The sequence below is a fragment of the Chryseobacterium daecheongense genome (genome assembly GCF_003729955.1).
GTDB classification, from domain to species: Bacteria; Bacteroidota; Bacteroidia; order Flavobacteriales; family Weeksellaceae; genus Chryseobacterium; species Chryseobacterium daecheongense.
In genome coordinates, this window is sequence record NZ_RJTX01000001.1 from 631961 (window position 1) to 655995 (window position 24035).

General features: G+C 35.7%; 24 protein-coding genes and 1 other RNA gene. 3 read left to right on the plus strand and 22 right to left on the minus strand.

Features of this window, described 5'->3' with window-relative positions:
• Positions 1-12 precede the first annotated feature (12 nt).
• The 8 genes from EGI05_RS02900 to EGI05_RS02935 form a co-directional block, all read right to left on the minus strand.
• Positions 13-675 carry a histidine kinase gene (locus tag EGI05_RS02900; RefSeq protein ID WP_123261560.1) on the minus strand — a complete coding sequence of 221 codons (663 nt, stop codon included), beginning with the start codon at positions 673-675 and terminating at the stop codon, positions 13-15.
• 149 nt (positions 676-824) lie between these two features.
• Entirely contained in the window at positions 825-1547 is a 723-nt protein-coding gene (kdsB, locus tag EGI05_RS02905; RefSeq protein ID WP_123261561.1) for a 3-deoxy-manno-octulosonate cytidylyltransferase, read from the minus strand.
• 11 nt (positions 1548-1558) lie between these two features.
• Entirely contained in the window at positions 1559-2167 is a 609-nt protein-coding gene (locus EGI05_RS02910; protein ID WP_123261562.1) for a hypothetical protein, read from the minus strand.
• A gap of 15 nt (positions 2168-2182) precedes the next feature.
• A complete protein-coding gene (locus EGI05_RS02915) occupies positions 2183-3436 on the minus strand; it encodes a pyridoxal phosphate-dependent aminotransferase (protein ID WP_123261563.1) in 1254 nt (417 codons plus the stop codon).
• Positions 3437-3544: 108 nt separating this feature from the next.
• On the minus strand, positions 3545-5260 hold the full coding sequence (locus EGI05_RS02920) for a phospho-sugar mutase (protein WP_123261564.1): 1716 nt from the start codon (positions 5258-5260) through the stop codon (positions 3545-3547).
• A 117-nt stretch (positions 5261-5377) separates the two neighbouring features.
• A complete protein-coding gene (locus EGI05_RS02925; protein ID WP_123261565.1) occupies positions 5378-6079 on the minus strand; it encodes a GIN domain-containing protein in 702 nt (233 codons plus the stop codon).
• A gap of 1 nt (position 6080) precedes the next feature.
• Positions 6081-7031 carry a glycosyltransferase family 2 protein gene (locus EGI05_RS02930; protein WP_123261566.1) on the minus strand — a complete coding sequence of 317 codons (951 nt, stop codon included), beginning with the start codon at positions 7029-7031 and terminating at the stop codon, positions 6081-6083.
• Between the two features lie 16 nt (positions 7032-7047).
• Positions 7048-7650, minus strand: coding sequence for a DUF4199 domain-containing protein (locus EGI05_RS02935; protein ID WP_123261567.1), 603 nt, complete (start codon positions 7648-7650; stop codon positions 7048-7050).
• Between the two features lie 131 nt (positions 7651-7781).
• On the opposite strand from EGI05_RS02935, the gene ffs reads away from it, so the two are divergent.
• An RNA gene (ffs, locus tag EGI05_RS02940) (signal recognition particle sRNA small type) lies at positions 7782-7879 on the plus strand.
• 15 nt (positions 7880-7894) lie between these two features.
• Here the strand turns inward: ffs and EGI05_RS02945 are convergent.
• From EGI05_RS02945 to gyrA, 8 genes are all read right to left on the minus strand, one after another.
• A complete protein-coding gene (locus EGI05_RS02945) occupies positions 7895-8581 on the minus strand; it encodes a metal-dependent hydrolase (RefSeq protein ID WP_123261568.1) in 687 nt (228 codons plus the stop codon).
• A 6-nt stretch (positions 8582-8587) separates the two neighbouring features.
• A complete protein-coding gene (locus tag EGI05_RS02950; protein ID WP_123261569.1) occupies positions 8588-9034 on the minus strand; it encodes an SRPBCC family protein in 447 nt (148 codons plus the stop codon).
• Positions 9035-9045: 11 nt separating this feature from the next.
• Positions 9046-9975: a 1,4-dihydroxy-2-naphthoate octaprenyltransferase gene (gene menA / locus EGI05_RS02955; RefSeq protein ID WP_123261570.1), complete on the minus strand. Its 930-nt coding sequence runs from the start codon at positions 9973-9975 to the stop codon at positions 9046-9048.
• On the minus strand, positions 9975-11477 hold the full coding sequence (locus EGI05_RS02960; protein ID WP_123261571.1) for a PH domain-containing protein: 1503 nt from the start codon (positions 11475-11477) through the stop codon (positions 9975-9977). Before EGI05_RS02960 ends, menA begins: the two co-directional genes overlap by 1 nt.
• Positions 11452-11997 carry a PH domain-containing protein gene (locus EGI05_RS02965; RefSeq protein WP_123261572.1) on the minus strand — a complete coding sequence of 182 codons (546 nt, stop codon included), beginning with the start codon at positions 11995-11997 and terminating at the stop codon, positions 11452-11454. Before EGI05_RS02965 ends, EGI05_RS02960 begins: the two co-directional genes overlap by 26 nt.
• Before the next feature lie 46 nt (positions 11998-12043).
• Entirely contained in the window at positions 12044-12880 is an 837-nt protein-coding gene (locus EGI05_RS02970; protein ID WP_123261573.1) for a 1,4-dihydroxy-2-naphthoyl-CoA synthase, read from the minus strand.
• Positions 12881-13033: 153 nt separating this feature from the next.
• Positions 13034-14062 (minus strand): tetratricopeptide repeat protein, encoded by a 1029-nt coding sequence (locus tag EGI05_RS02975; protein WP_123261574.1) that lies wholly within the window; start codon positions 14060-14062, stop codon positions 13034-13036.
• A 27-nt stretch (positions 14063-14089) separates the two neighbouring features.
• Entirely contained in the window at positions 14090-16675 is a 2586-nt protein-coding gene (gyrA, locus tag EGI05_RS02980) for a DNA gyrase subunit A (protein ID WP_123261575.1), read from the minus strand.
• A 148-nt stretch (positions 16676-16823) separates the two neighbouring features.
• Between gyrA and EGI05_RS02985 the strand changes: the two genes are divergently transcribed.
• The gene (locus EGI05_RS02985) at positions 16824-17138 is read left to right on the plus strand and encodes a DUF4286 family protein (protein ID WP_123261576.1); all 315 of its coding nucleotides are present in this window, start codon (positions 16824-16826) and stop codon (positions 17136-17138) included.
• 307 nt (positions 17139-17445) lie between these two features.
• Here the strand turns inward: EGI05_RS02985 and EGI05_RS02990 are convergent, their stop codons facing one another.
• From EGI05_RS02990 to uvrA, 6 genes are all read right to left on the minus strand, one after another.
• A complete protein-coding gene (locus tag EGI05_RS02990) occupies positions 17446-17676 on the minus strand; it encodes a hypothetical protein (RefSeq protein ID WP_123261577.1) in 231 nt (76 codons plus the stop codon).
• A gap of 152 nt (positions 17677-17828) precedes the next feature.
• The gene (locus tag EGI05_RS02995) at positions 17829-18326 is read right to left on the minus strand and encodes a GNAT family N-acetyltransferase (protein ID WP_123261578.1); all 498 of its coding nucleotides are present in this window, start codon (positions 18324-18326) and stop codon (positions 17829-17831) included.
• A 6-nt stretch (positions 18327-18332) separates the two neighbouring features.
• Positions 18333-18845 carry a DUF421 domain-containing protein gene (locus EGI05_RS03000; RefSeq protein ID WP_123261579.1) on the minus strand — a complete coding sequence of 171 codons (513 nt, stop codon included), beginning with the start codon at positions 18843-18845 and terminating at the stop codon, positions 18333-18335.
• A gap of 115 nt (positions 18846-18960) precedes the next feature.
• Entirely contained in the window at positions 18961-19095 is a 135-nt protein-coding gene (locus EGI05_RS03005) for a bacteriocin-like protein (RefSeq protein ID WP_123261580.1), read from the minus strand.
• 148 nt (positions 19096-19243) lie between these two features.
• On the minus strand, positions 19244-19639 hold the full coding sequence (locus EGI05_RS03010; RefSeq protein ID WP_123261581.1) for a hypothetical protein: 396 nt from the start codon (positions 19637-19639) through the stop codon (positions 19244-19246).
• Positions 19640-19860: 221 nt separating this feature from the next.
• Positions 19861-22710 (minus strand): excinuclease ABC subunit UvrA, encoded by a 2850-nt coding sequence (gene uvrA, locus EGI05_RS03015; protein WP_123261582.1) that lies wholly within the window; start codon positions 22708-22710, stop codon positions 19861-19863.
• Positions 22711-22989: 279 nt separating this feature from the next.
• Between uvrA and EGI05_RS03020 the strand changes: the two genes are divergently transcribed.
• Positions 22990-24018 (plus strand): SDR family oxidoreductase, encoded by a 1029-nt coding sequence (locus EGI05_RS03020; protein WP_123261583.1) that lies wholly within the window; start codon positions 22990-22992, stop codon positions 24016-24018.
• Positions 24019-24035: the final 17 nt, after the last annotated feature.

Genomic DNA, 24035 nt, shown 5'->3' on the forward strand with positions numbered 1-24035 from the left:
TATTATTGTTATTTAAAACTTAAAAGTGTTGGCCGGAAATACTTTGTTAATGTCAATTCTGTTAAGAAGCATTACATAATCACCGTCCTTTTTCGGGCTTGCAGATTCTATTCTGAAAGGCATTGTCAGATTCCCTACTTTTTTATAGTCGGAATAATCCAATGTTTCATCTTTCTTTACTTCTCTTACCAACATGTAGGTTTTCGTATCGAAGTAATACATATTCTTATTGACATTTTTGGTCAATTCCACTTTATGACAATAATTGTTTCCTATTTTCTCCTTTCCGAGATACTTGGCTTCAAACCCTTTGTTTTCCCAATCTATAAAATCGTTATCAAAACTTTCTGCCACATAATCTTTATATTCCTGAAGCTTATTGGCTGCATAGTTCATCGCATATCCTTTGTTGCCATCATATCCTTCAATCGGAGTTTCCTTATTATTGATCGTAATAAGTGTTTTAGTAAGATTCGGGCGTTGCTGGTAAATCTTGATCGGGTATTCATCTTTAATTCCCAAAATGACTTTTCCTTGAAGCAAAACTGAATTTAACAGCTTCCAATTCGTTAATCCTCCGGATAATTCAATATTTTTATCGATAATTTCCTTTGCCGTTTGTGCAAAAGATAATTGTGAAAACAGGAGAATAAATACCAAAACTAATTTCTTCATTAATTCAATTTTATCAATTCAAATATAAGGCTTTTGTGGGAAGGCAAAAAAGTAAAATCATAAATTTGTAAAATCGCGAAATCGCAGAATTGTGAAATCATAAAATTGCTGATATGCCGGCTAAACTCTTTTGCGGTTTTGCTATATTCTTAAATTAGCTTTCTTGCTTTTTCCAGGTCTTCCGGAGTATCTATGCCTACTCCAATAAAATTGGTTTCTATCATTTTGATCTTCATTCCGTATTCCAGATAACGGATGCATTCTATCTTTTCCGATATTTCCAATGGTTTCATTTCCAGTTTTGAAAACTGTAGCAAAGCATGCTTTCTGAAAGCGTATACCCCGATATGTTTAAAATAATCTACATCATAAGAAACCTCTCTGTGAAAAGGAATTACAGAACGGCTGAAGTATAGAGCGAATCCATTATTATCTGTAATGACTTTTACGTTATTCGGGTTTTCAATTTCTTCTTTTTCCGTAAGTTTTATTTTTAAAGAAGCTAAAGATATTTCCTGGTTGTGATCTTCTTTAAATACTTCAATTAATTGTTGAAGAGGCTCTAATTTCAGGAAAGGTTCATCTCCTTGGACGTTGATCACAATATCGCAATCTATATTCTGTACAGCTTCAGCAATACGGTCGCTTCCTGTTTCATGCTGCCCTGTCATAACAGCTTTTCCACCGTTATTTTCAATTTCATTAAAAATAATTTCAGAATCTGTTGCTACAAAAACTTCATTGAATAAACCTGTTTCAACAACATTTTGATACGTCGTTGTAATTACCGTTTTTTCTCCTAAAATCTGCATTAGTTTTCCTGGAAAACGGCTTGCTTCGTAACGGGCGGGAATAACTGCGATTATTTTCATATTATAAGCTATTAATGATGAGTTATATAATTAGCTAAAAAAATAACTCCATAGATCCATGAAACATATAGAAATGAATAAAAGAATCCAAATCCCAGACTTTTTAATAAGTTTCCTTTACAGTATTTTGAATTTTTAAATACCAAACGTAAAGCACGAAAGAAAATCCAATAAAGCATTGCTGTTAAAAGCAAAACTGTAATCCAAAATAAAAAGCCTAAAAAATATAAAACAACTGCAATAATAATTGCAGCTAAAATCCACAAAACAATGGCAACTATAACTCCAAGACATCCCTCATCACCACCATCAACAGAAAGATCAAAGTTTCCGCCACCTTCAAACGATGGAATATTTTCGGGATATGCTTTCTTTATTCTTTCTTTATTGAATATGCTTCCGATGTTATCTTTCAATTTCAGTCCATAGTATAACCCTAAGCTGATAAATAAAAAAAATGCTCCAGCTATAATGGATGTTGATAATATGGAATTCTGAAATAAAGAACGATGAGAATCTTTTCCCGAAATCCAAACACTTAAAATCACTAAAACAATAATAGCTAATGTTGAGTAACATAAAAGTTTAGTTTCAAGAAAAGACTTTCTGGGAAACTTCATTATTCAATGAATCTTTTATTTCAAATTGTTTAATGCATTCTCCAGTTTCGGCATCATCACTTCAATTTCATCAATAGCCAAACCTCCTACTGAAGCTCTAAACCAAGGCTCAGATTTATCTTCTCCAAATGCTGAGAATGGTACTAAAGCCACTCCAGCTTCATTGATCAGGTAGAATACCAAATCTGATGAATTTTCAATAACCGATCCATCCGGTTTTGTTTTTCCGATGTAATCTAATTTGATGGTAAGGTAAAGTGCACCCATCGGCTCAATACTTTCTACGGCTAATCCTTTTCCTTTTAAGTTTTGGATTCCGTTGTGAAGAACTTTCAAACTTGCTTCAAGCTTTGCTTTAAAATCTTCTACGAAAGTATCCACGTTTTCAGGGGTTTCATAGAATTTTGCAGTAGCTTCCTGCTCAGGTTTTGGTGCCCAAGCCCCAACGTGTGTAAGAAGCGCTTTCATTTTGTCAATGATATGAGCCGGACCAAATCCCCATCCTACACGAACTCCCGTTGCTGCAAGGCACTTGGAAATTCCGTCGATATAAACAGTGTATTCTTTCATTTCCGGGAAAAGGGAAACCGGGTCATAATGTTTTGCTCCAAAGGTAAGGTTGGAATAAATCTGGTCATACATCAGGTATAACGGTTTATCATTCTCCCCTCTTTTTTTATTTTCAGCTAAAACCAATTCGCAGATCTCTGAAAGCTGTTCTTTCGTGAACATGGTTCCTGTAGGGTTTAGCGGAGAACAAAGCGCTAGTAAGACGGCTCCATCCAAATGCGGTCTTAAATCACCTGCCGTTGGAAGGAAATTATTTTCAGGAGTGGTTTTTACTTCCACTCCGTTTGCTGAAGTAAGATATGCATAGTGATTGTTATTCCACGATGGTGTTGGGTAAACTACTTTGTCACCTTCATCAACAATGGTTTTATAGACAGCATAGATCAATGGTCTTGAACCTGCAGTGATTAAAATATCATTCGATGCATAATCAAGATTCCATCTGTTTTTTAAGTCTTTGGAAACTTCTTTTCTTAAAGATAAAAGTCCATTCGCAGGCGGATAATTTGTTAGATTATTCTGATAAGCTTTTTGAATTTCTTCCTTCAACTTTGCCGGTATCGGGTAGATATTGGAATTCAGGTCACCAATAGTAAGATTGGCTATTTCTGCTCCTTTTGCCTTTAACTCATTTACTTCATTACCAATTTTTACAATTTCAGAACCAATCAGGTTCGCCGCTAATTTTGAAACTTTCACTTTTTATTTAATTTAGATATTAGATGTTTAGCAATTAGAAGTTAGACTTTACAGTTGTTTTGATCTGAACCCTAAAGCCTAATTCCTAAGCCCTTTTTAATTATTCCTTTATGTTAATTGAAGATCTCTTTTCACTTCTTCTATTTTAGCTTCCAGTGTCTGTAATTTGTCTCTGAAATCCGCTTCGGAAGTGATGGAGTCTTTTACTGAGATATAAAATTTGATTTTTGGCTCTGTTCCGGAAGGTCTTACGCAAACTTTGGTTCCATCCTGGGTATAATAAATTAATACATTGGATTTCGGAATATCATTCATCACCAGTTTTTCATTCTTTGAAACAACAAAATTGGTTTGTTCCTTGAAATCTTTTACTTCTTCCACCAATGAGCCTGCCAATTTTTTTGGAGGATTTTCACGGAAGTTTTTCATCATATTCTGGATCTCTTCAGCTCCGTCTTTTCCTTTTCTTACCAGGTTTACCAATCCTTCATAGTACATTCCCACTTCTTGATAGATCTCGATCAGGTATTGGTACATCGTTCTTCCGTTGGCTTTGCACCAGGCTGCAATTTCGCAAGCCAGCACAATACTTCCGCAAGAGTCTTTATCACGAACGAAATCTCCGGTCATAAATCCGAAACTTTCTTCCCCACCACAAACAAACTTTTCTTTTCCTTCCGCTTCACGGATCATTTTACCGATCCATTTGAATCCTGTAAGTCCCGCTTTACACTGAACTCCGAATTTCTGTGCAATATCAAAGAAAATATCTGATGTTACGATGGTAGAACCAATGAATTCGCTTCCTGTTATTCTATCCTGCTTTCTCCATTCGTTCAGAATATAATAAGTAAGAATAGTATTTGTTTGATTTCCGTTCAACAACTGCATTTCGCCGTCAAGGTTTCTTACGGCAATTCCCAATCTGTCACCATCCGGATCTGTTCCGATAACGATATCTGCATTGGTGATCTTTGCCAGATCCATCGCCATTTCCAACGCTGCCGGTTCTTCCGGGTTTGGAGAATCTACCGTAGGGAAATTCCCACTTGGGATCATTTGTTCTTTTACCAGGTCAATTTTCTTGAAGCCCGCTTTTTCCAAAGCTTTAGGAACGGTTGTATAGGTTGTCCCATGAATAGAAGTAAAAACGATATTCAAGTTTTCTTTTCCCACATTCTGATACGTTGAGTTTTCAATACAAGCATCAATATACACATCATCCTGCTCTTCTCCGATCCATTCGATCAGGTCATCATTGCCATTGAATTTGATTTCTTCAAATTTCACGGAATATACTTCATTGATGATAGCTTCATCGTGTGGCGGAACAATTTGTGCCCCATCATTCCAATATACTTTATACCCGTTATATTCCGGTGGGTTGTGAGAGGCCGTTAATACGATTCCTCCGTTACAGTTTTTGTCACGAACCGTAAAGGATAATTCAGGAGTCGGTCTGTGATTCTTAAAAAGAAGCACTTTGATTCCGTTAGCTGTTAAAACATCAGCTACTAATTTTCCGAATTCTTTTGAGTTATTTCGAACATCATAAGCAATCGCTACTTTAATTTCTTCATCTTGAAACTGCTTGAGCATATAGTTCGCAAGTCCTTGTGTAGCCTGACCTAACGTATATTTATTTAAACGATTGGTTCCAACACCCATAATTCCCCTCATTCCTCCTGTTCCAAATTCCAGTTCCCTGTAAAAAGAGTCTTCCAGGTCAGGAGAATTACTGTCAATCAACAATTGAACGGCATCTCTTGTTTCCTGATCAAAGGTTTCACTTAACCAAAGTTTTGCTTTTTCTAATGTTGTCATATTATATTTTTGCTCTTTAATAATTTGTTATTCCAGTTTATAGTATCTAAGGAACGAAAAATCTTTGATAAGAGATTCTTCGCTACACTTTGTTTCGCTCTGAATGACAGAAGACTATTAGTCCAATTTCTTATTCTCCACTCTCGTACCTTTATCAATTTTAAAAGCACGAATTGGCTCATTATAATACAAAAATTTGGCAGTGTTCTGAATGTGTCCTTTCAAAGAATCTTTTACATTCACTTCAGCATAATTCCCGTTTTTGGAATCAATATTCAAGTTATCGATTTTCCAGTAAGGAGCAATCAAACTCGCTGTATCAGAGATTTTGATTACTGCCTCTTTGGTGAAACCAAGAAAATTAGCTCTACTTCTGTTCTGCATATCCACTTCTGCTCTTCTTGTATTCACTGAACCCATAAAAGTAGCGTTATTTTTCAAATTGAGCTTAAAATTATCGGTTTTTATTACGCTTGAAATGTTCATTTCCACTGAGTCTGCAATGGAAATTTTTTCAAGATTATATTTAGAGTAAATGGTTACGTTATAAAAATCTACACCTTTTGTTCCTCTTTTTTCTTTAATGAAAAGCGTTTTATCTTTTACATCAACATCCAAATTATTAGCAATATTCGGATAGGTTTCTATTTCAACAAAATTTTTTGTTCCTCTTGCATAAAACACACGGAATTTACCTTCCATATCCAAACTGGAAAATTCAGAAATGTCAATGTTTTTGGATTCAATATTTCCTTTTGGCGATATTTTCCCACAAGAAACTAATGTAAAAACAGCAATTCCGTATAAGATATTTCTCATATTAAATAACTTCATCTATATTATAGTTCTTATGCTCTCTGTTAGTTCTGATGATCATTTCTCCTAAAAATCCTGCTATAAAAAGCAGTGTCCCCATGATCATCATGGTTAAGGCAATGTAAAACCAAGGATTACTGGTAATCAGATGTCCATAAATTCCTTTGGAAACGTCAATTAATTTGGAGATTCCCAACCAAAGTGCAGAAAGAAATCCCACGATAAACATCAATGTCCCTACGGCTCCGAAGAAATGCATTGGCCTTCCTCCGAAACGACTTACAAACCAAAGGGTTACGAGGTCCAAAAATCCACGAATGAATCTTTCTGTTCCGAATTTTGAAGTTCCGTAAGGTCTTGCCTGATGTTGCACTTCTTTCTCTGTGATTCTTCTGAAACCTGCATTGGCAGCCAAAACAGGAATATATCGGTGCATGTCTCCGTATACATCAATGGATTTTACCACTTGCTTTTTGTAAGCTTTCAAACCGCAGTTGAAATCATGAAGATAAACTCCGGATACTTTTCTGGCTGCAGCATTGAAAAGCTTTGATGGAACATTTTTCGTCATGACATTATCAAAACGTTTCTTTTTCCATCCGGAAACAATGTCGTAATTATCTTCAATAACCATGTTGTACAGTTCCGGGATTTCTTCCGGAAAGTCCTGAAGATCGGCATCCATCGTAATGACCACTTCCCCATTTGCTCTTTCAAAGGCAGCATGAAGGGCTTGTGATTTTCCATAATTTCTGGAAAATTTAATTCCGTGGATCTGAGGATATTGTATTTTTAGATTTTCGATGATATTCCATGATAAGTCTGTACTTCCATCGTCTACGAACCATATTTCATATGATAAGTTGTTTGTGGTACAAACATTATCAATTCTTGAAAAAAGCTCTTCCAGAGAAGCTTCTTCATTCAATAACGGAATAACTATAGATAAATTCATTTAATGTTGGTAAAAATTATTCTTCTTGATTGGTTGTTTCCTGGTAAATTGTTTTTGTTCTGAAAAACGCACCGAAAAACAGTGACAAAACTACGTAAAATATAAGAATTGCCGCAAAATATCCGGAAAAATGACTAGCTGTGAACATATCTTTTCCTTTGACAGCTTCAGGAGTGAAACTCTGACTTCTTTCTTTGTATTTTTGATCTAATTCGTCAATATCTTTCTGATGTTTCAATATCTTTCTGGCCGAAACATATTCTTTATCCAGTTCTGATTTTTGTCTCTGTACATACTGATAGTTCAAGAGTTTTTTAGCATCCGTGTCTGCAAAATTAAAGAAGACATAGATGCTGAAAACAGAAAGAATTCCTCCTATGAACATAGGAACAAACGCTCTTTTGAAAGCTTCTCTGAATGTAACAACTCTATGATTGTTCCAATATGATTTTACTGACCAAAATGCGGTGCCCGCATATAAGACAGGTAAAAGGAATGCATTGATTTTAAGTGAGGTATCAAAATAATTGATCCCCGAAAAAAAGTAATATACTATGAAAAAAACAATCATAGTGGCTATAAAAAGTATAATTCCTAATGTGGATGGACTCTTCGTCATAATGTGATGTTAGAAAAATTTCTGAAAAATTATTGCTCTTAATTTCAGCAATTTAGCATTACTAAAGCATTTTTCAGACTATTTTTTCTCTATAATATTTTCAAATTTATAATTAATTCCTATCTTTGCACCGGCAAGTCCTACACAACCAGCTCCTGAGAATCCTCCAGGGTGGGAACGCAGCAAAGGTAATCGGTCGTAGCGGTGTGATGTAGATAGCTTGCCATTTTTTATTTCCTATAGTTTAAAATTCAAACTCCTCTCCCAATTTCGGTAAAACAAGTTCCACATTTTTATCACTGAAATGCTGTAATGCACTTTCATGATTGATTTTAATTGGCGGGAATGTATCAAAATGGCATCCGATTACTTTTGGAGTTTTCAATAATTCTGCTGCGGCAAAAGCGGCTTTTCTCGGACACATTGTATAATGACTTCCAATTGGTAAAATAGACAAATCAATGTTTCCGAATAATCTCGGGAATAATTCCATATCTGCCATTACTCCGGTGTCACCTGCCAAATAGATATTTTTGCCTTCCGGAAGCCTGAAGATATATCCTACAGGAACGCCGCCGTAACTTCCATCCGGGAAAGAACTTGTATGATGAGCCGGAACCATGGAAATCTTAAGATCGTCGATTTTTGCAGATCCTCCTAAATTTACATCATCTGTATTTTTAGCATTTCTGAAATATCCGCAGATTTCAGGAACCGCAATAAGGGTTGCATCAGGATGATGCTGTAATACGTCTTCTACATCTGCAATATGATCTCCATGAGCATGCGTTAATAAGATATAATCTATTTTCTGAGCGGTAATGTCGAATCCTGACTGATCTTTCTGATAATTATAGAAAGGATCGCTCAAAATGGTTTTGTCTTTATAAGTAAACAAAAAACAGTTTTGTCCTAAGAATTGTATTTTCATTTTTTATTATTTCTGTGGAAATTTATCTTCTATTAAATTCAATTTGATTCCATGCTCTAAATAAGCTTTGCAGCCATCCAGAACAGTAGTGAAGCCGCCAGTATTATCGTTAATGATTCTTGCAAGATCATCACCAGTTTGGGTAAATCCATAACTTTTGATCACTACAAGTGTTCCCTTCTCCATTTCTTTAAACTCATAATCTACGTTTGTTGCAGGATCTCCCCATTCTGTTTGAATCAACTTATTCGGAATAATCTGATGGACTTTTACATTTGATTCTGCATTATACATCTCCCATTTCCAGGTAACCGTTTTTCCTTCTTCTAATCTTCCGGTGGATTGGGTGAACCAGAAATGAGTTGTCACGTCAGGGTTGATGAATGCCTCAAAAACATCTTCAACCGGTTTTCTGATAAGCATTTGAGCTTCCACGTAAATTGTAGCACTCATTTTGTAATTTTTTAATTAAAATAATTAAGTCCGAAAGCAGTAAGAACCGCCATCATAAAGGTCATGATTCCTACCTGTTTTAAAAACGGATCCAGTTCTTTGGGTTCTTTTACAGACATTATTTTTCTTCTCAATTTCATCAAAGGAAGCAATAAGATCATAACAATGAAAACGTAATATTGCTGAGTCTGGAAGAAACCATTCACACCAAAGAATATAAGGATCAGGATCAAAGGAAGCTGCAATAGGATGATTTCATAGATCATGGCATTTTTAAAGCCTAATCTCAAAGCCAAACTATTTTTTCCTGATAACCTGTCGCTTTCAATATCTCTCATATTATTAAGGTTGAGAACCGCCATACTCATCATTCCAATTGCTGTTCCCGGAAGCAGCATATCCCAGCTGAAAGTCTTAGTAAATAGAAAATAGCTTCCGCAAACCGAAACCAATCCGAAAAAGATAAATACGAAAAGGTCTCCCAATCCCATATATCCGTAAGGTTTCTTTCCTACTGTATACCCAATTGCCGCCAAAATACTCGCTACCCCCAATCCTATAAAAATATAGAATTCATTCATATATTTGGGAATGAAAGCAACGTATAATAAAGCAACAGTGGCCACAAAAGACAATAGGGAAAAAAGAATTACCGCATTTTTCATTTGTTTCGCTGTAATCTTTCCTGAAGCAACAGCTCTGGATTCTGCTTCATTGATTCTTTTGGCATCAGTTCCTTTTACCCCGTCTCCATAATCATTGGCATAGTTTGATAAGATCTGGTATAACAAAGTAACTAAAAGCGCTAATGCAAATATTTTCCAGTCCCATATCCCGCCTTCACCGTAGAGTCTCCATTTAGCAATGAAAGCTCCCATAATAATTCCGCTTAATGAAAGCGGCAGTGTTCTCAGCCTTGCGGCTTTTATCCAATCTGACATTACTTTGAATAATTTTTAGATATTTCTATTTTATAAATAATATAATTCAAAAGCTTTTTTGCTTTTATAAAGTCTACTCCCGAAAATCCGAACTTCCCTGCAGACGTATATAAAGTGATTGTCCCTAGGTTGGCTTTTCTTTGCCAAAAATACTGAGAAATTTTCACAGTCTGAAGTTTTTCTATCTCAAAAGTCTTGTAATCTATATCCCAGATTCCAGATTTCAGTTTGATGAATCTTTCATTGTAATAAAGTCTGAGATGTAAAAACGAGATGATTAAGAATAATTCCGCTATCATGCAGTACAGCGCAACAATCCAACCGTAATCCGCAAACAGAGTCTTATCAAAAATAAAGACTAAAATTAATGGAAGAATAATCCATTTGATATTGTTGAAGATAAGCAACCTGAAATTCGGCTGAAGGGCTTCTTTAAATTCAGGTTCCTGTTGCCAAATGGAAAAAATAAACTTTTCTTTTTCGCTTTTATGGATCCCCGGAATTGCCGATATATTTTTTTCATCTTCATCCTTTTTCCCAATCTGGAGAAACTTAACAAAAGAAACATTCAGCTTTTTCTGAATCCAGTTTTGGGTTTCGGTAATGACCTGTACTTTATTTTTGGTTACAATAGAGTTTTTGGTGCTGAATAAGCCATATTCCAATGAGAAGCGATGATCATTTTCAACAATTTTAAAGTTATAGTAGCGGATAAGCGTCCGAATTACATTGATGAACACTCCTAGAACAATTACAACAACTATCAATCCGCCAATGACAGGAATTGAAAAAGCCATAAGCTTTGAGCTTAATTGTTCATAATCAAGTCTTGCTTCAAATTCAGCTTTATCCAATAAATCATTGATTTGATAAATCCCGTAAATTCCTAAACTTATTAAAGCGAAGAAACTTTGAACATAATTCGCGGTAAATCCATACTTTAATAGGCTGAGAGTGGAAATAGTAATTGTTTTGTTTTTGGCCTCTTCTTCATTAAAGTCTACTCTATTCTCTATTTTAATGTTGTTTTCTGTAAGAAGATATTTCTTTAAATCTACCGCATTCTGATGAGAAAGAGCAGAGATAGAAATTTCTTTTTCAGAACTTCCTGGTGTATCAATTTCTAATTTATAAATATTAAAAATCCGGTGAATAAAAGGTTGAGAGATATTAACTTCCTGAATATTGTCTTTTTTGATTTTAATAGTTGATTTATTAATAATTCCCTGATGAATTATAAATTCTTCATTTTTCGGATCGATGTAATATTTGAAATTGTAATATTTTAAAACCGCTGAAACAATTAGCAGAATAAAAATTGCAAGGATTGTAAGAGCAATAATGGTTATATTGATATTCTTTTTAAAAAAGAATATGAAGATCAATGCCCATGAATTTCTAACCGTTTGCCCTAAAGAATACAGAAAAAGCAATGAAATTCCTGTTTTCGATTGTCTTTGAGGCTCAAAAAAAGAATTATACTCCTGCTCCATTTTCTTCATTTTCAGCCTTGATATTTTTGAGGATCAAATCATTGATTCCCTCCGCAATTTCTTCAGGTAATCCTTTAACTGATAAGTCTCCCGTGTCAACTCCTGCCGTAAACACAGAAACTGATTTCAGTCTCAGGATTTTTGAAAACCATCCCTGCTCAACCTTAATATGCTGAATTCTATTGAAAGGGACTATGATCAAAGTTCTTTTCAGCCAGCCATGCTGGTAAACCAGATCGTTTTCACGAACAGCATATTTCCTATAATTAAAGCCAATAACAGTGTTTAAAAAGAGAAAAGCTATCAGTAAAACAATGACAGCAAAAGTTGTCCAAATCTGAATAAAGGAAAACTGATGATTAAAGAAAAAATAAGTAGCTGAAAATCCGGCAAGTACAAACAATGAAAATAAAATATTATTGAATATTATGATTTTTAAGTATTGTGAAGAAACAGGAGTAAGTTCCAAATTTTCAAAATCCGGAATTTCTAAGTCAAAAAGCTGCTTATTATCAAATTTAGGTTCCATTAATTGATAAAAAAACCAAAAAACTCAGTTTTCTGGTTTGATTGGTTTAAGATATCCATTGATCTTCTCCGAAATTAGGTTTTCTTTTTTCCAGGAAAGCGTTTCTTCCTTCTTTTGCTTCGTCTGTCATGTAAGCCAAACGTGTTGCTTCTCCTGCAAAAACCTGTTGTCCCACCATTCCATCATCAGTAAGGTTCATAGCGAATTTTAGCATTCTGATGGACGTAGGAGATTTTGCAAGAATTTCCTGAGCCCATTCATAAGCTGTATCTTCTAATTCAGCATGAGGAACCACTTTGTTGACCATACCCATTTCGAAAGCTTCCTGAGCAGAATAATTTCTACCTAAAAAGAAAATTTCACGGGCTTTTTTCTGTCCAACCATTTTAGCAAGATATGCTGAACCATACCCTCCATCAAAACTAGTAACATCTGCATCGGTTTGCTTGAAAATAGCATGTTCTTCACTGGCTAATGTAAGATCACAGACAACGTGAAGTGAATGACCACCGCCAACTGCCCAACCCGGAACTACGGCAATCACTACTTTAGGCATAAAACGGATCAGCCGCTGAACTTCCAAAATATTCAAACGGTGTCTTCCATCTTCTCCTACATATCCTTGATGTCCTCTGGCTTTTTGGTCACCTCCACTGCAGAAAGCCCAACCTCCGTCCTTTGGACTAGGCCCTTCTCCTGAAAGCAAAACGACACCTATAGAAGGATCTTCATAAGCATCATAAAAAGCATCATATAATTCTGAAGTAGTTTTAGGTCTGAAAGCGTTACGAATTTCGGGTCTGTTGAAAGCAATTCTTGCTACACCGTTACACTTTTTGTAAGTAATATCCTCGTATTCTTTAGCGGTTTTCCACTCGATCATTTTGTAAAAATTTTTCTCAAAGATACGGAATTGCAAAGAATTTTAACATTTAAAATTGATGATAAATCACCCGAATTTATTCAAATTGAGTTCCTGATAAAATAAAAAAACCGGAACAACTTGTTCCGGTTTATGTTGATATTAACTAATTTATTATTTAGGTTGCTTTGCCTGAAGCTCTGCTTCTTTAGCTTTCATTTCAGCTACTTTTGCTGCATTTTTTGTTACAGCATAAATTTCTTTCAAAGTAGAAACAGCATCAATATTGTTAGGGTCTACCTGATACCATTTTTCTGCATAAGGCAACGCTTTCGCAAATCTGTCTTTTCTAATTTGAATTTTTTTAGTTGCTTCATCTGCATTCGTTTTTCTAAGAGCATTGATTTCTTCTACAATTTTGCTGTCATCACCAATAATCGTGTACACTAAATTTTGGTGAGCATTGGCCATATCAGGTTTAAGTTCAATTGCCTTTTTGAATGATGCTTCAGCGTCAGCAGAGGTTGCAGGATTTTTAGACTGCATTACTCCTAAATTATACCAGTTGGTTGCATCATTGGGGTTTTTAGCTAACTGCTCTTTTAATGTAGCAACAAACTTATCTGTATTACCTGATTGGTAATAGGCAGTTCCCTGAGCATCTTTCAATTTTGTATTATTAGGATATTTAGCCAATCCTTTTTCAATGATTGCTGCAGCTTCATCATTCTTTTTGGCATTAAGAAGCAAAGTTGTTAACGTTTCATATAATTCTGGCTCAACACTTGGAGTCTGTTCTGTTTTGAAATCTGTATAATCTGAAGATTTCTTCAACATTTCCCAAGTATTTTTATCAAATGTAGAAACCTGCCCTGATTTTTTCTCTTTCGCAGTATAGTTGGTCTGAACACCTGTATATCCTGAATTAATCAGATCTGTATAGATTTTAATAGCTTCATCACTATTATTAGCTAAAGCATAGCTGATCCCAGCATAATACATGTATATTTTATCTTCCTGCCCATTGGTTTTCAATAAGTTGTAAACTTCTAAAAACTTAGGAGCCGCAGCAGTATAGTTTTTGGCATTGTATGCATCCATAGCTGCTTTATTAGCGCTTTGTAGCTTAGCATTCACATCTTCCTTCTGTCCGAAAAGAAAAGCTGATGAAACGATTGCTAAACCTAAAATTAGCTTTTTCATAATCACTATTTTATATTATTGTACAATTTATTCTTCAGAATCAGAATTTTCAGTTTCCTCTGCCGGGTTTTCATTTCCAGCCTGAGGTGTTACATTGTTTTCCTGGTTATCAGCTGCCGTTTCAGAACCTTCTTCATTTTCCTCAGAATCTTCTTCCACTTCTTTATCCATTGCTACTTTTGCAATGGCAGCAATTTCGTCATTTTTCTTAAGATTGATTACTCTTACTCCTTGAGTATTTCTTCCCATTACTCTCATTTCATCCATTCCCATTCTGATGGCGACTCCGGATTTATTGATGATCATCAATCCATCCTCATCAGTTACATTCTGAATAGCAATCAGGTTTCCTGTTTTTTCGGTAATATTCAGGGTAATTACTCCTTTCCCTCCTCTGTTGGTAATTCTGTAATCTTCTACCGCCGTTCTCTTTCCATATCCTTTTTCAGAAACTACAAGAACGGTTTCATTCTCCACATCATTCACAACAATCATACCAATAACCTCATCATTATCCTCAAGAGCAATACCTCGAACTCCGATAGAGCCTCTACCTACTTCCCTTACTTTTTCTTCAGGGAAACGGATACATTTACCATTTTTCGTAGCGATCATGATCTGAGAGGTACCGTTCGTTAAATAAGCTCCTAACAACTGGTCATTATCCCTGATCTCAATTGCATTCACTCCATTAACTCTCGGTCTTGAATAGGCTTCAAGTGATGTCTTCTTAATGGTACCATTTTTAGTAACCATTACAACACTCATCTGGTTTACATACTCGGAATCTTTCAGGTTATTTGTTCTGATATAAGCTTTGATCTTATCATCAGGTTCAATATTGATCAAGTTCTGAACTGCTCTACCTTTAGCTGTTTTAGATCCTTCAGGAATCTCAAATACTCTTAACCAGTAACATCTTCCTTTTTCCGTAAAGAATAACATATACTGATGGTTGGTCGCAGAAACGATATATTCTAAGAAATCTTCATCTCTTGTCGTTGCTGCTCTGTTTCCTACACCACCTCTACTTTGGATTTTGTATTCCGAAAGTGATGTTCTCTTGATGTATCCCGCATGAGAAATCGTAAGAACCACTGATTCATTCGGGATGATGTCTTCAATTGACATTTCTCCTCCAGAGTAATCGATTTCTGTTCTTCTTTCGTCTCCGTATTTTTCTTTAACTTCGATTAATTCATCTTTGATGATCTGATATCTTCTGCCTTCATTAGCCAAAATATCTTCCAAATCACGGATTTCCCTCATGATTGCCTCATACTCATCTCGGATCTTGTCAAGCTCCATTCCTGTAAGACGGGCAAGACGAAGATCAAGGATAGCCTGAGCCTGGATTTCAGAAAGATCGAATTCCGAAATCAATCCTTCTTTCGCTTCCTGAGGTGTTGAGCTATGACGGATAATAGAAATGGCTTTATCCAACGATTCCTGAGAACCGATCACCTTCATAAAGCCTTCTAAGATGTGGGCTCTTTCTTTGGCTTTTCTAAGCTCGTATTCCGTTCTTCTTACAATCACTTCGTGTCTGTGATCAACGAAATGATGGATAATATCTTTTAAATTCAGCTGTTCCGGTCTTCCGTGTACCAATGCAATATTGTTTACACTGAAAGAAGTCTGAAGCGCAGTATATTTGTATAATAAGTTCAATACAACATTAGGAATTGCGTCGTTTTTCAATTCATAAACAACACGAAGACCCTTTCTGTCGGACTCATCTCTAATTTCATAAATTCCAGGGATTTTTTCGTCTTTCACCAACTCTGCTGTTCTGGCAATCATTTCAGCTTTGTTGACCTGGTAAGGAATTTCCGTAACGATGATTGCATTTCTGTTTCCTATTTCTTCGAAACTTACTTTAGCTCTCAAGACTACTCTTCCTCTTCCTGTATGGAATGCATCTCTTACTCCGTCATATCCATAAATGATACCGCCAGTTGGGAAATCCGGAGCAATGATATGCTGCATCAATTCATCAATAGTAATTTCTCTATTGTCGATATAAGCACAAATTGCATCTACAGCCTCTGATAAGTTGTGTGGGGCCATATTCGTAGCCATACCTACTGCAATCCCTGAAGTTCCGTTCACCAAAAGGTTTGGAATTTTAGTAGGCATTACAGTCGGTTCCTGCAAACTGTCATCAAAGTTATTCTGAAAATCAACTGTTTCTTTATCTAAGTCTGAAAGAACCTCATCTGAGATTTTCTTCAATCTTGCTTCGGTATAACGCATTGCCGCAGGAGGGTCACCGTCCATTGAACCGAAGTTACCCTGTCCGTCAACCTGAGGATAACGCAAGCTCCATTCCTGAGCCATTCTTACCATTGCGTCATATACAGAGGAGTCTCCGTGTGGGTGATATTTACCTAAAACATCCCCAACGATTCTTGCAGATTTTAAATATTTTCTATTAGAAAAAACCCCTAATCCATACATACCATAAAGCACTCTTCTATGAACGGGTTTCAAGCCATCTCTTACATCCGGCAACGCTCTTGAAACGATAACGGACATCGAATAATCGATATAAGATGACTTCATTTCATCAACAATGTTGATAGGAATCAGTCTTTCTCCTTCTTTTTGCATAAACAAATTTTATTATAATGATTGTCAGACTTTTAGCTGTGTGTCTGAAAATTATCTATCTCCAATTTTTATTAACGGGCTAATTTACGAAAAATTTGCCGATTTTTGCCTTAGAATTTATCCACAAAATCTTAAAAATTCATAAAATATGAGCGTATTAAGTATAACTTTCCACTGCACGAAAAATAATATTGAAGAATGGGAAAATTATATGGACGAGTCATTGATTTTAATGACCGAAAATCTCCTGGATGTAAGCAAATATATCTTATCCGATGTACACAGTGATTATATTGAGGAAGGAAAGAATTATAATCTTCTTTTGATATTTGACAATGATGAATTAAGAGAGGATTTTATCAAGAGCGAGCTTTTGAATATTGCAGAAAGAATTGAGAAACAATTCGGACAGGAAGTGATGATCTTCAATACCTTCCTGAATCCTAAGAAATCTAGATTATAGTTTGAAGCATACATAAAGCTCTGAAATTCAGAGCTTTTTTTTATTACATTCTTATCGCCCATGCGGATGCGGAGGTTTCGGAGGAGGTGGCGGATGATGCAAACATGAACTGAGCATACAAACTAAGATCAAACCTCCTATAAACCGAGATAAACTTTTCATATCTTATTTACTTTAGGGGTTACAATAAAAAATGATCAAGGTTGATGCCAAATGATTCGAATTTAGGGATTGGCAAAGATTGTTTTGCTTTATGCATAAAATAAAAATACCTTGAAGATTCAAGGTATTTCTTATTTTCAAATTTTTAGTCTCTGTGGTGTTTTTTATGGCCGTGTTTATGACCTCCTCTGTGGTCATCATAGTAATATACTCTTTTTTTCACATGACCTGGAGCATAATACCTTGCGCTTCCACCATAATATTTTTTAGCGTGTCCTGGTGGAAGACCTCTCCTCCCGTGGTGCTCGTGTACTATACATGAAGAAAGCATAAATAGTACCACTACCACTCCTACAATTTTAATCAAACCTTTCATATTTACATTATTTCAAATTTCTAGAACGGAAATAAACAATCATAATGCCAAAGATTTGAGAATCGTATATTTTTCCCGAGAAAATCTTATTTTAACCTGTAAAATAATGCCTGTTTACGGTAAAAGTAGAGAAATTATATTTTTTTGTTTTTTTAAACACCTATTGTCCCGCTTCTTCTCTCCAACATTACTACATCTTTCCATTCGCCATTCAATTGTCCTAACTTATGACGCATTCCTACCATTCTAAAGCCGTTTTTCTGGTGAAAGGCAACAGAAGCCTGATTCTCGGGGAATATATTGGATTGTAATGTCCAGAATCCACGTTCTTCACTATCTAAAATCAGTTTTTTTAGCAGAACTGTACCTAAACCTTTCCCTTGGTAATTATTATCGAAATAAATGCTTACTTCTGCCACTCCTTTAAAACATTGCCTTTTGCTTACAGGCTTTAAACCACACCAACCTATAACTTCATTATTTTCGTTTTCCAGCACCCATCTGCATTCGTTGAAAAATTCCATATCCCAGGCTTCACTGTTCGGAACTTCAGTTTCAAATGTAGCCATTCCACCATTGATTCCCTGTTCAAATATGGCTAAAACTTTAGGCAGATCGCCAGGCAACATTTCTCTTAATTCGTAGTTCATTGTATTTTAATGATATTTTCTTTTGTTTTTTCTTTTGATCCTGGAATAATGAGTTTGCTTATTCTTTTCATCCTGTGAAATAACACTGATATTCCCATCTACTTCCAAAAGGGATAACTTAACATCCTCAATGCTTGCTACCCCATGTTCTCTGATAGCTTCTTCCAGTTCGCTTTTTGTAATTTTGACCTTGTTTAGCGCCTTTTCATCTACCACTCCGTCTTTCACCAGAATAACAGGATCATCTTCCATAAAGGTTTCAAAGGAACGATTGGAGAACATCAATCTTTTTAGAATAAAATTAGCGACAAATAACACCAATGCTGCAATAAGGCCTCCTTCCAGAGATGTATTAGGGCCTACCATTGCATTCTGAACCGCATTGGAGATTAACAGCAATAAAACCACATCTCCTGCATTGAGCTGGGAAAGCTGGTTTTTACCAAATAAACGGATAGCAATTACCATGAACAGGTAAACGCAGAGGGAACGCAAAGCGACATCAAGAATAGGATTCACTTAAAAAGTTATTTATATCAAATGTATAAATTTTTATGATTAGCTAAAGAGAGTTCATGATTTTTTGGTGTGAAAAGAAATAAAAAAAAAAGCCGCTATTAAGCGGCTTTTTTTTTTAAGGACATTGAGAGATCGGAACTTCGCTGCAAACAACAGCATTCATCCATTCGCAATACACGCAGTACTTTTTAGGAGCACCTCCGCTTACCTTCTTTAAATCTTCTTTGGTCAGTTTCTTTAAATTTTTCATATCGTTTTAATTTTGTAGGTTAAAGATAAAACGACAATTGCAATACTTTATTACAATTTAATGTTTAAAGTTTTCATTATATACAGAAATCGTTAAAATAAAAAGCCATACGGATTGTATGGCTTTTAAACGATTATATAATTTAGTTTTATTCAGTAATATGTACTCTTACAGGCATTACATAGATGGATGCGAGCATGTCTTTATTTAGTTTTTTACTGTTTACTTTATATTGAAGGTGGCTCAATATACTTTCAATTTCTTTGCTTACATTTTTACAGTCTCCTTTAGAATGTACATTTACAATTTTCCCTTTTTCATTGATCTCAAATTTTACTTCTGAATCTACAATTCCCTGTTTGAAATCAGGATTGGTAGGGTCAAAATTATATACTAAAAGTTCTCTGATCTCATCAAGAGGTCCATTTTTGTTAATTTGTATTTCCTGAATAACATTAGTTTGCTGTGCTTTTACAGTATTAAAAACTGTTACCAATCCGAAAACAAAAAATGAAGCAATCAATATTTGAATTTTATTTTTCATAACTCTTTGGTTTTAAATTACATATTATTTTTTTCAGCATCTCTTACCCAAAGGTATAAAAATAATTCACATTAATTTCATATTGAGTTAACATTCAGTTAACATTAAAATTCAATAAGCTGATTATCAATTATTTGGATTTATAAAATAATTAAAATTTAACATTGAAAGTTATTTTTTTAAGTCAAAAAAAGGTCAAATCTTACCGATTTGACCTTAATTTAAATGTATTTTAAAGATTTCTCCAATTCCCTCTTCAAAAACTTCCCTGTCAAGCTCTTCTTAGACTTCACGATTTCTTCCGGAGTTCCTTGTGAAACAATCTGTCCGCCATGCTTTCCTCCTTCCGGCCCAACATCGATAATATGGTCTGCCAGCTTAATCACATCCATATTATGTTCAATGATGATGAATGAGTTTCCTAATTCTACTAATTGATTAATAGCATCCATTAAAATTTTCACATCTTCGAAGTGAAGCCCCGTTGTAGGCTCATCAAGAATATAAAGGGTATTTCCAGTTTGTTTTTTAGATAATTCCGTAGCTAATTTGATACGTTGAGCTTCCCCTCCTGAAAGAGTTGTAGACTGTTGCCCTAAAGTAATATATCCTAGTCCTACATCATGCAAGGTTTTTACTTTAGCATAAATCTTAGGAATGGGCTGGAAGAATTCAACCGCTTCATCAATCGTCATATCCAGTACATCAGAAATAGATTTTCCTTTGTAACGAACTTCAAGGGTTTCTCTGTTGAAACGTTTTCCGTTGCAGGTTTCACAATGAACATATACATCCGGTAAAAAGTTCATTTCAATCACTTTCAAACCTCCTCCCTGACAGGTTTCACATCTTCCTCCTTTTACATTGAAAGAAAATCTTCCCGGTTTATAGCCACGGATTTTACTTTCCGGCAATTCTGCAAAAAGGTTTCTGATATCCGTAAACATTCCGGTATAGGTTGCAGGGTTTGAACGAGGCGTTCTACCAATCGGGGTTTGATCTACATCTACAATTTTATCAATGTTTTCAAGACCTTCGATCTTTTTGTATGGTAATGGCTCCTGAACGGCTCTGTAAAAATGTTTGTTCAGGATCGGGTACAATGTTCCGTTGATCAGAGAAGATTTTCCGCTTCCTGAGATTCCGGTTACCACAACCAGTTTTCCTAATGGGATATCTAGGGTTACATTTTTAAGATTATTTCCTGTAGCTCCTTTTAAGAGTATATTTTTACCGTTTCCGGCTCTTCTTTGTGCCGGAACTTCAATTTTTCTTTCTCCATTGATGTATTGAGCCGTAATGGTATCGGCTTTCAACAAATCTTTTGGTTTTCCCTGCCAAAGAATTTCACCTCCGAACTTTCCGGCTCTCGGACCGATATCCAGCACCTCATCAGCTTCCAGGATCATGTCTTTATCATGCTCTACCACCAAAACAGAGTTTCCGATATCCCGAAGGTTTTTTAAAGAATTGATCAATCTTTCATTATCTCTTTGGTGCAGTCCGATACTTGGCTCATCCAGAATGTACAGAACATTCACTAATTGAGACCCGATCTGTGTCGCCAAACGAATTCTCTGTGATTCCCCACCCGAAAGTGTTTTGGAACTTCTGCTCAAACTTAGATAATCTAATCCCACATCCAATAAGAACTGAAGGCGGGTTTCTATTTCCTTTAAAATCTCGTGAGCAATGATTTTATTTTTTTCGGAGAATTTGTCTTTAACGTCAGCTAGCCAATCTTTCAAATCAGCTAGGCTCAAAGCATTAACTTCTGCTATATTTTTCCCATCAATCTTAAAGCTTAAGCTGGATGATTGAAGACGGGTTCCATTACATTCCGGACAGGTTTCTTCCGTAGTGAAATGCCTTTCCAGCAGAATAGCCTCATAAGATTCCCTTTCATCAATAATTTCCTCCATAAACGGAATCAGTCCATCAAAACTGATCTTGATCTTCTTAGTAATTCCCGCGTATTTAAGATCTTTATTGAATTCTTTATGGCACCCATTGTAGATATAGTCCAAAGCTTCTTCAGGAATATCTTTCATGGGAGTAGTTAGTCCTAAACCGAAAATTTCGAGAATGCTTTTGATCTGTGAAAGAATCCATTTGTTGGATTTTATATCTTCTAAAGGCAATAATCCTCCCTGGTTAATGGAAAGCTTAGGATTTTCAATGAAATAATCCGTATTGATTTTTTTGATGGTTCCCAATCCTTTACAGCTTGGGCAGCTTCCTTTCGGAGAGTTGAATGAAAATGTATTAGGTTCCGGCAAAGCTAATGAATGGCCTGTTTCCGCATCCATCAAATTTTTAGAGAAATATTCAATATCCGTACCTCCTAATTTTTGAATTCCGACGATTCCCTCTCCCATTTCCATTGCCGTTCTCAACGATTTTTCCATTCTGCTTTCGGATGCATTTTCTCCGATGATCCAGCGGTCGATCACAATGTCGATATCATGGGTTTTGTAGCGGTCCAATTTCAGATCATATTCAATATCCTGTAACTCGCCATCAATTCTTGCCTGTCCGTAGCCTTTTTTAGCCATTTGAACGAAAAGCTCATGATAATGTCCTTTTCTGGCTCTTACCACAGGTGCCAATAGCATTATTTTTTCGCCTTTATAGTTTTCTTTAATGGTTTCAAGGATTTGCTCTTCGGTATAGCTTACGAGTTTTTTTCCGGTGGAAAGTGAGTATGCATCAGAAACTCTCGCATATAGCAGACGAAGGAAATCATAGAGTTCCGTAACTGTTCCTACTGTTGAACGCGGATTTTTATTGGTAGTCTTCTGCTCAATAGCAATTACTGGAGAAAGCCCTTCAATCTTATCCACATCAGGACGCTCCAGACCACCTAAAAACTGACGGGCATACGCTGAAAATGTTTCAATATAACGGCGTTGTCCCTCCGCAAAAATGGTATCAAAAGCCAATGACGATTTACCGCTTCCCGAAAGTCCGGTAATCACCACCAGTTCATTGCGTGGAATTTTGACGTTGATGTTTTTAAGATTATGTTCACGAGCACCGTAAACTTCTATATATTCTGTTGATTTGCTCATAATTCGGTGTGATTCTGCCTGAAAATCACGATGTGCAAAATTACGGAATTTTATGGAATTTTCTTAACTACAAAAGACACAAAAGTTTAAGATTTTAGTTAAAAAAGAATTAAAATTTTTAGGGTTTGATTTCCTGAGAACTTTTAGATTCTTTGCTTTATTCCCTATCAGGAAATATTCAAAAATGTATCTGAACTTTTCAGCAAAATAAATTGGACTTTTCAACACATTCAATTGATTGCAGGTTCCTGAAATTTGCTGTATCAAAATACTTAAAAAATGAATACTAAAGAAACAGTTTTGGTAACGGGAGGTTCAGGATTTATTGCATCTTATTGCATCATCGCTTTATTGAACAATGGTTATAAGGTAAAAGCAACTCTCCGTTCCCTAAAAAAATCCGAGTTGGTAAAAAGTATGCTCAAAGAAGGCGGAATCCATTCTTTTCAAGACTTATCTTTTGTGGAGGCCGATTTACAGGATGAGTTCAGTTGGGAAAAGGCAGTTGAAGATTGTCAGTATGTGATTCATGTGGCCTCTCCAACGCCTTACACTAATGCCCAAACAGAAGATGATTTTGTAATTCCGGCTAAAAACGGAGTGCTTTTCGTGATGCGTGCTGCGAAAAAAGCCGGAGTGAAAAGAGTAGTTCTTACTTCAGCATTCGGAGCTGTAGCTTTTGGAACTGTAAAAACTACCCCGTATACAGAGGAAGACTGGACCGTTTTAAATGAAACCGTATTCCCTTATCAAAAGTCCAAAACAATTTCTGAAAAAGCCGCATGGGATTTTATACAGAATGAAGGAAAGGGAATGGAGCTTGCTGTGGTAAATCCTACAGGGGTTTTAGGGCCTGTTTTAGCGGATGATTTTTCACATTCTATTCAAAATGTAAAGCAAATGCTGAATGGTGAGATGAAAGCCTGCCCTAAAATTACGTCAGGATATGTGGATGTTCGTGACGTTGCAGACCTGCATTTTAAAGCAATGACAATACCCGAAGCCAACGGACATCGTTTTATTGCCGTGGCGGGAGAAGGTGTTTCATTGTTAGACATATCCAATGTACTTAGAAAAAACCTGGGAGAGAAAGCAGCCAAAGTTCCCACCAAAGAATTACCGAGCTGGATTATAAAATTATTGGCTATATTCAATCCAAAATTAAAAGTTGTTACTCCCTACTTAGGAATGGTAAAAAGAGCAAGCAGTGAAAAAGCCATCAGAATGTTAGGCTGGAAACCCCGTTCCACGGAAGAATCCATTCTTGCAACCGCCAATAGCTTAATTCAATTAAATATTGTAAAGTAAAGGGTACAGTAAACTTA

Excerpts from the sequence above, each read along its gene's own strand:
- EGI05_RS02900 (WP_123261560.1), bottom strand. The coding sequence starts at position 675 with ATGAAGAAATTAGTTTTGGTATTTATTCTCCTGTTTTCACAATTATCT.
- kdsB (WP_123261561.1), bottom strand. The coding sequence starts at position 1,547 with ATGAAAATAATCGCAGTTATTCCCGCCCGTTACGAAGCAAGCCGTTTT.
- EGI05_RS02910 (WP_123261562.1), bottom strand. The coding sequence starts at position 2,167 with ATGAAGTTTCCCAGAAAGTCTTTTCTTGAAACTAAACTTTTATGTTAC.
- EGI05_RS02920 (WP_123261564.1), bottom strand. The coding sequence starts at position 5,260 with ATGACAACATTAGAAAAAGCAAAACTTTGGTTAAGTGAAACCTTTGAT.
- EGI05_RS02925 (WP_123261565.1), bottom strand. The coding sequence starts at position 6,079 with ATGAGAAATATCTTATACGGAATTGCTGTTTTTACATTAGTTTCTTGT.
- EGI05_RS02930 (WP_123261566.1), bottom strand. The coding sequence starts at position 7,031 with ATGAATTTATCTATAGTTATTCCGTTATTGAATGAAGAAGCTTCTCTG.
- EGI05_RS02935 (WP_123261567.1), bottom strand. The coding sequence starts at position 7,650 with ATGACGAAGAGTCCATCCACATTAGGAATTATACTTTTTATAGCCACT.
- EGI05_RS02945 (WP_123261568.1), bottom strand. The coding sequence starts at position 8,581 with ATGAAAATACAATTCTTAGGACAAAACTGTTTTTTGTTTACTTATAAA.
- EGI05_RS02950 (WP_123261569.1), bottom strand. The coding sequence starts at position 9,034 with ATGAGTGCTACAATTTACGTGGAAGCTCAAATGCTTATCAGAAAACCG.
- menA (WP_123261570.1), bottom strand. The coding sequence starts at position 9,975 with ATGTCAGATTGGATAAAAGCCGCAAGGCTGAGAACACTGCCGCTTTCA.
- EGI05_RS02960 (WP_123261571.1), bottom strand. The coding sequence starts at position 11,477 with ATGAAGAAAATGGAGCAGGAGTATAATTCTTTTTTTGAGCCTCAAAGA.
- EGI05_RS02965 (WP_123261572.1), bottom strand. The coding sequence starts at position 11,997 with ATGGAACCTAAATTTGATAATAAGCAGCTTTTTGACTTAGAAATTCCG.
- EGI05_RS02970 (WP_123261573.1), bottom strand. The coding sequence starts at position 12,880 with ATGATCGAGTGGAAAACCGCTAAAGAATACGAGGATATTACTTACAAA.
- EGI05_RS02975 (WP_123261574.1), bottom strand. The coding sequence starts at position 14,062 with ATGAAAAAGCTAATTTTAGGTTTAGCAATCGTTTCATCAGCTTTTCTT.
- gyrA (WP_123261575.1), bottom strand. The coding sequence starts at position 16,675 with ATGCAAAAAGAAGGAGAAAGACTGATTCCTATCAACATTGTTGATGAA.
- EGI05_RS02985 (WP_123261576.1), top strand. The coding sequence starts at position 16,824 with ATGAGCGTATTAAGTATAACTTTCCACTGCACGAAAAATAATATTGAA.
- EGI05_RS02990 (WP_123261577.1), bottom strand. The coding sequence starts at position 17,676 with ATGAAAGGTTTGATTAAAATTGTAGGAGTGGTAGTGGTACTATTTATG.
- EGI05_RS02995 (WP_123261578.1), bottom strand. The coding sequence starts at position 18,326 with ATGAACTACGAATTAAGAGAAATGTTGCCTGGCGATCTGCCTAAAGTT.
- EGI05_RS03005 (WP_123261580.1), bottom strand. The coding sequence starts at position 19,095 with ATGAAAAATTTAAAGAAACTGACCAAAGAAGATTTAAAGAAGGTAAGC.
- EGI05_RS03010 (WP_123261581.1), bottom strand. The coding sequence starts at position 19,639 with ATGAAAAATAAAATTCAAATATTGATTGCTTCATTTTTTGTTTTCGGA.
- uvrA (WP_123261582.1), bottom strand. The coding sequence starts at position 22,710 with ATGAGCAAATCAACAGAATATATAGAAGTTTACGGTGCTCGTGAACAT.
- EGI05_RS03020 (WP_123261583.1), top strand. The coding sequence starts at position 22,990 with ATGAATACTAAAGAAACAGTTTTGGTAACGGGAGGTTCAGGATTTATT.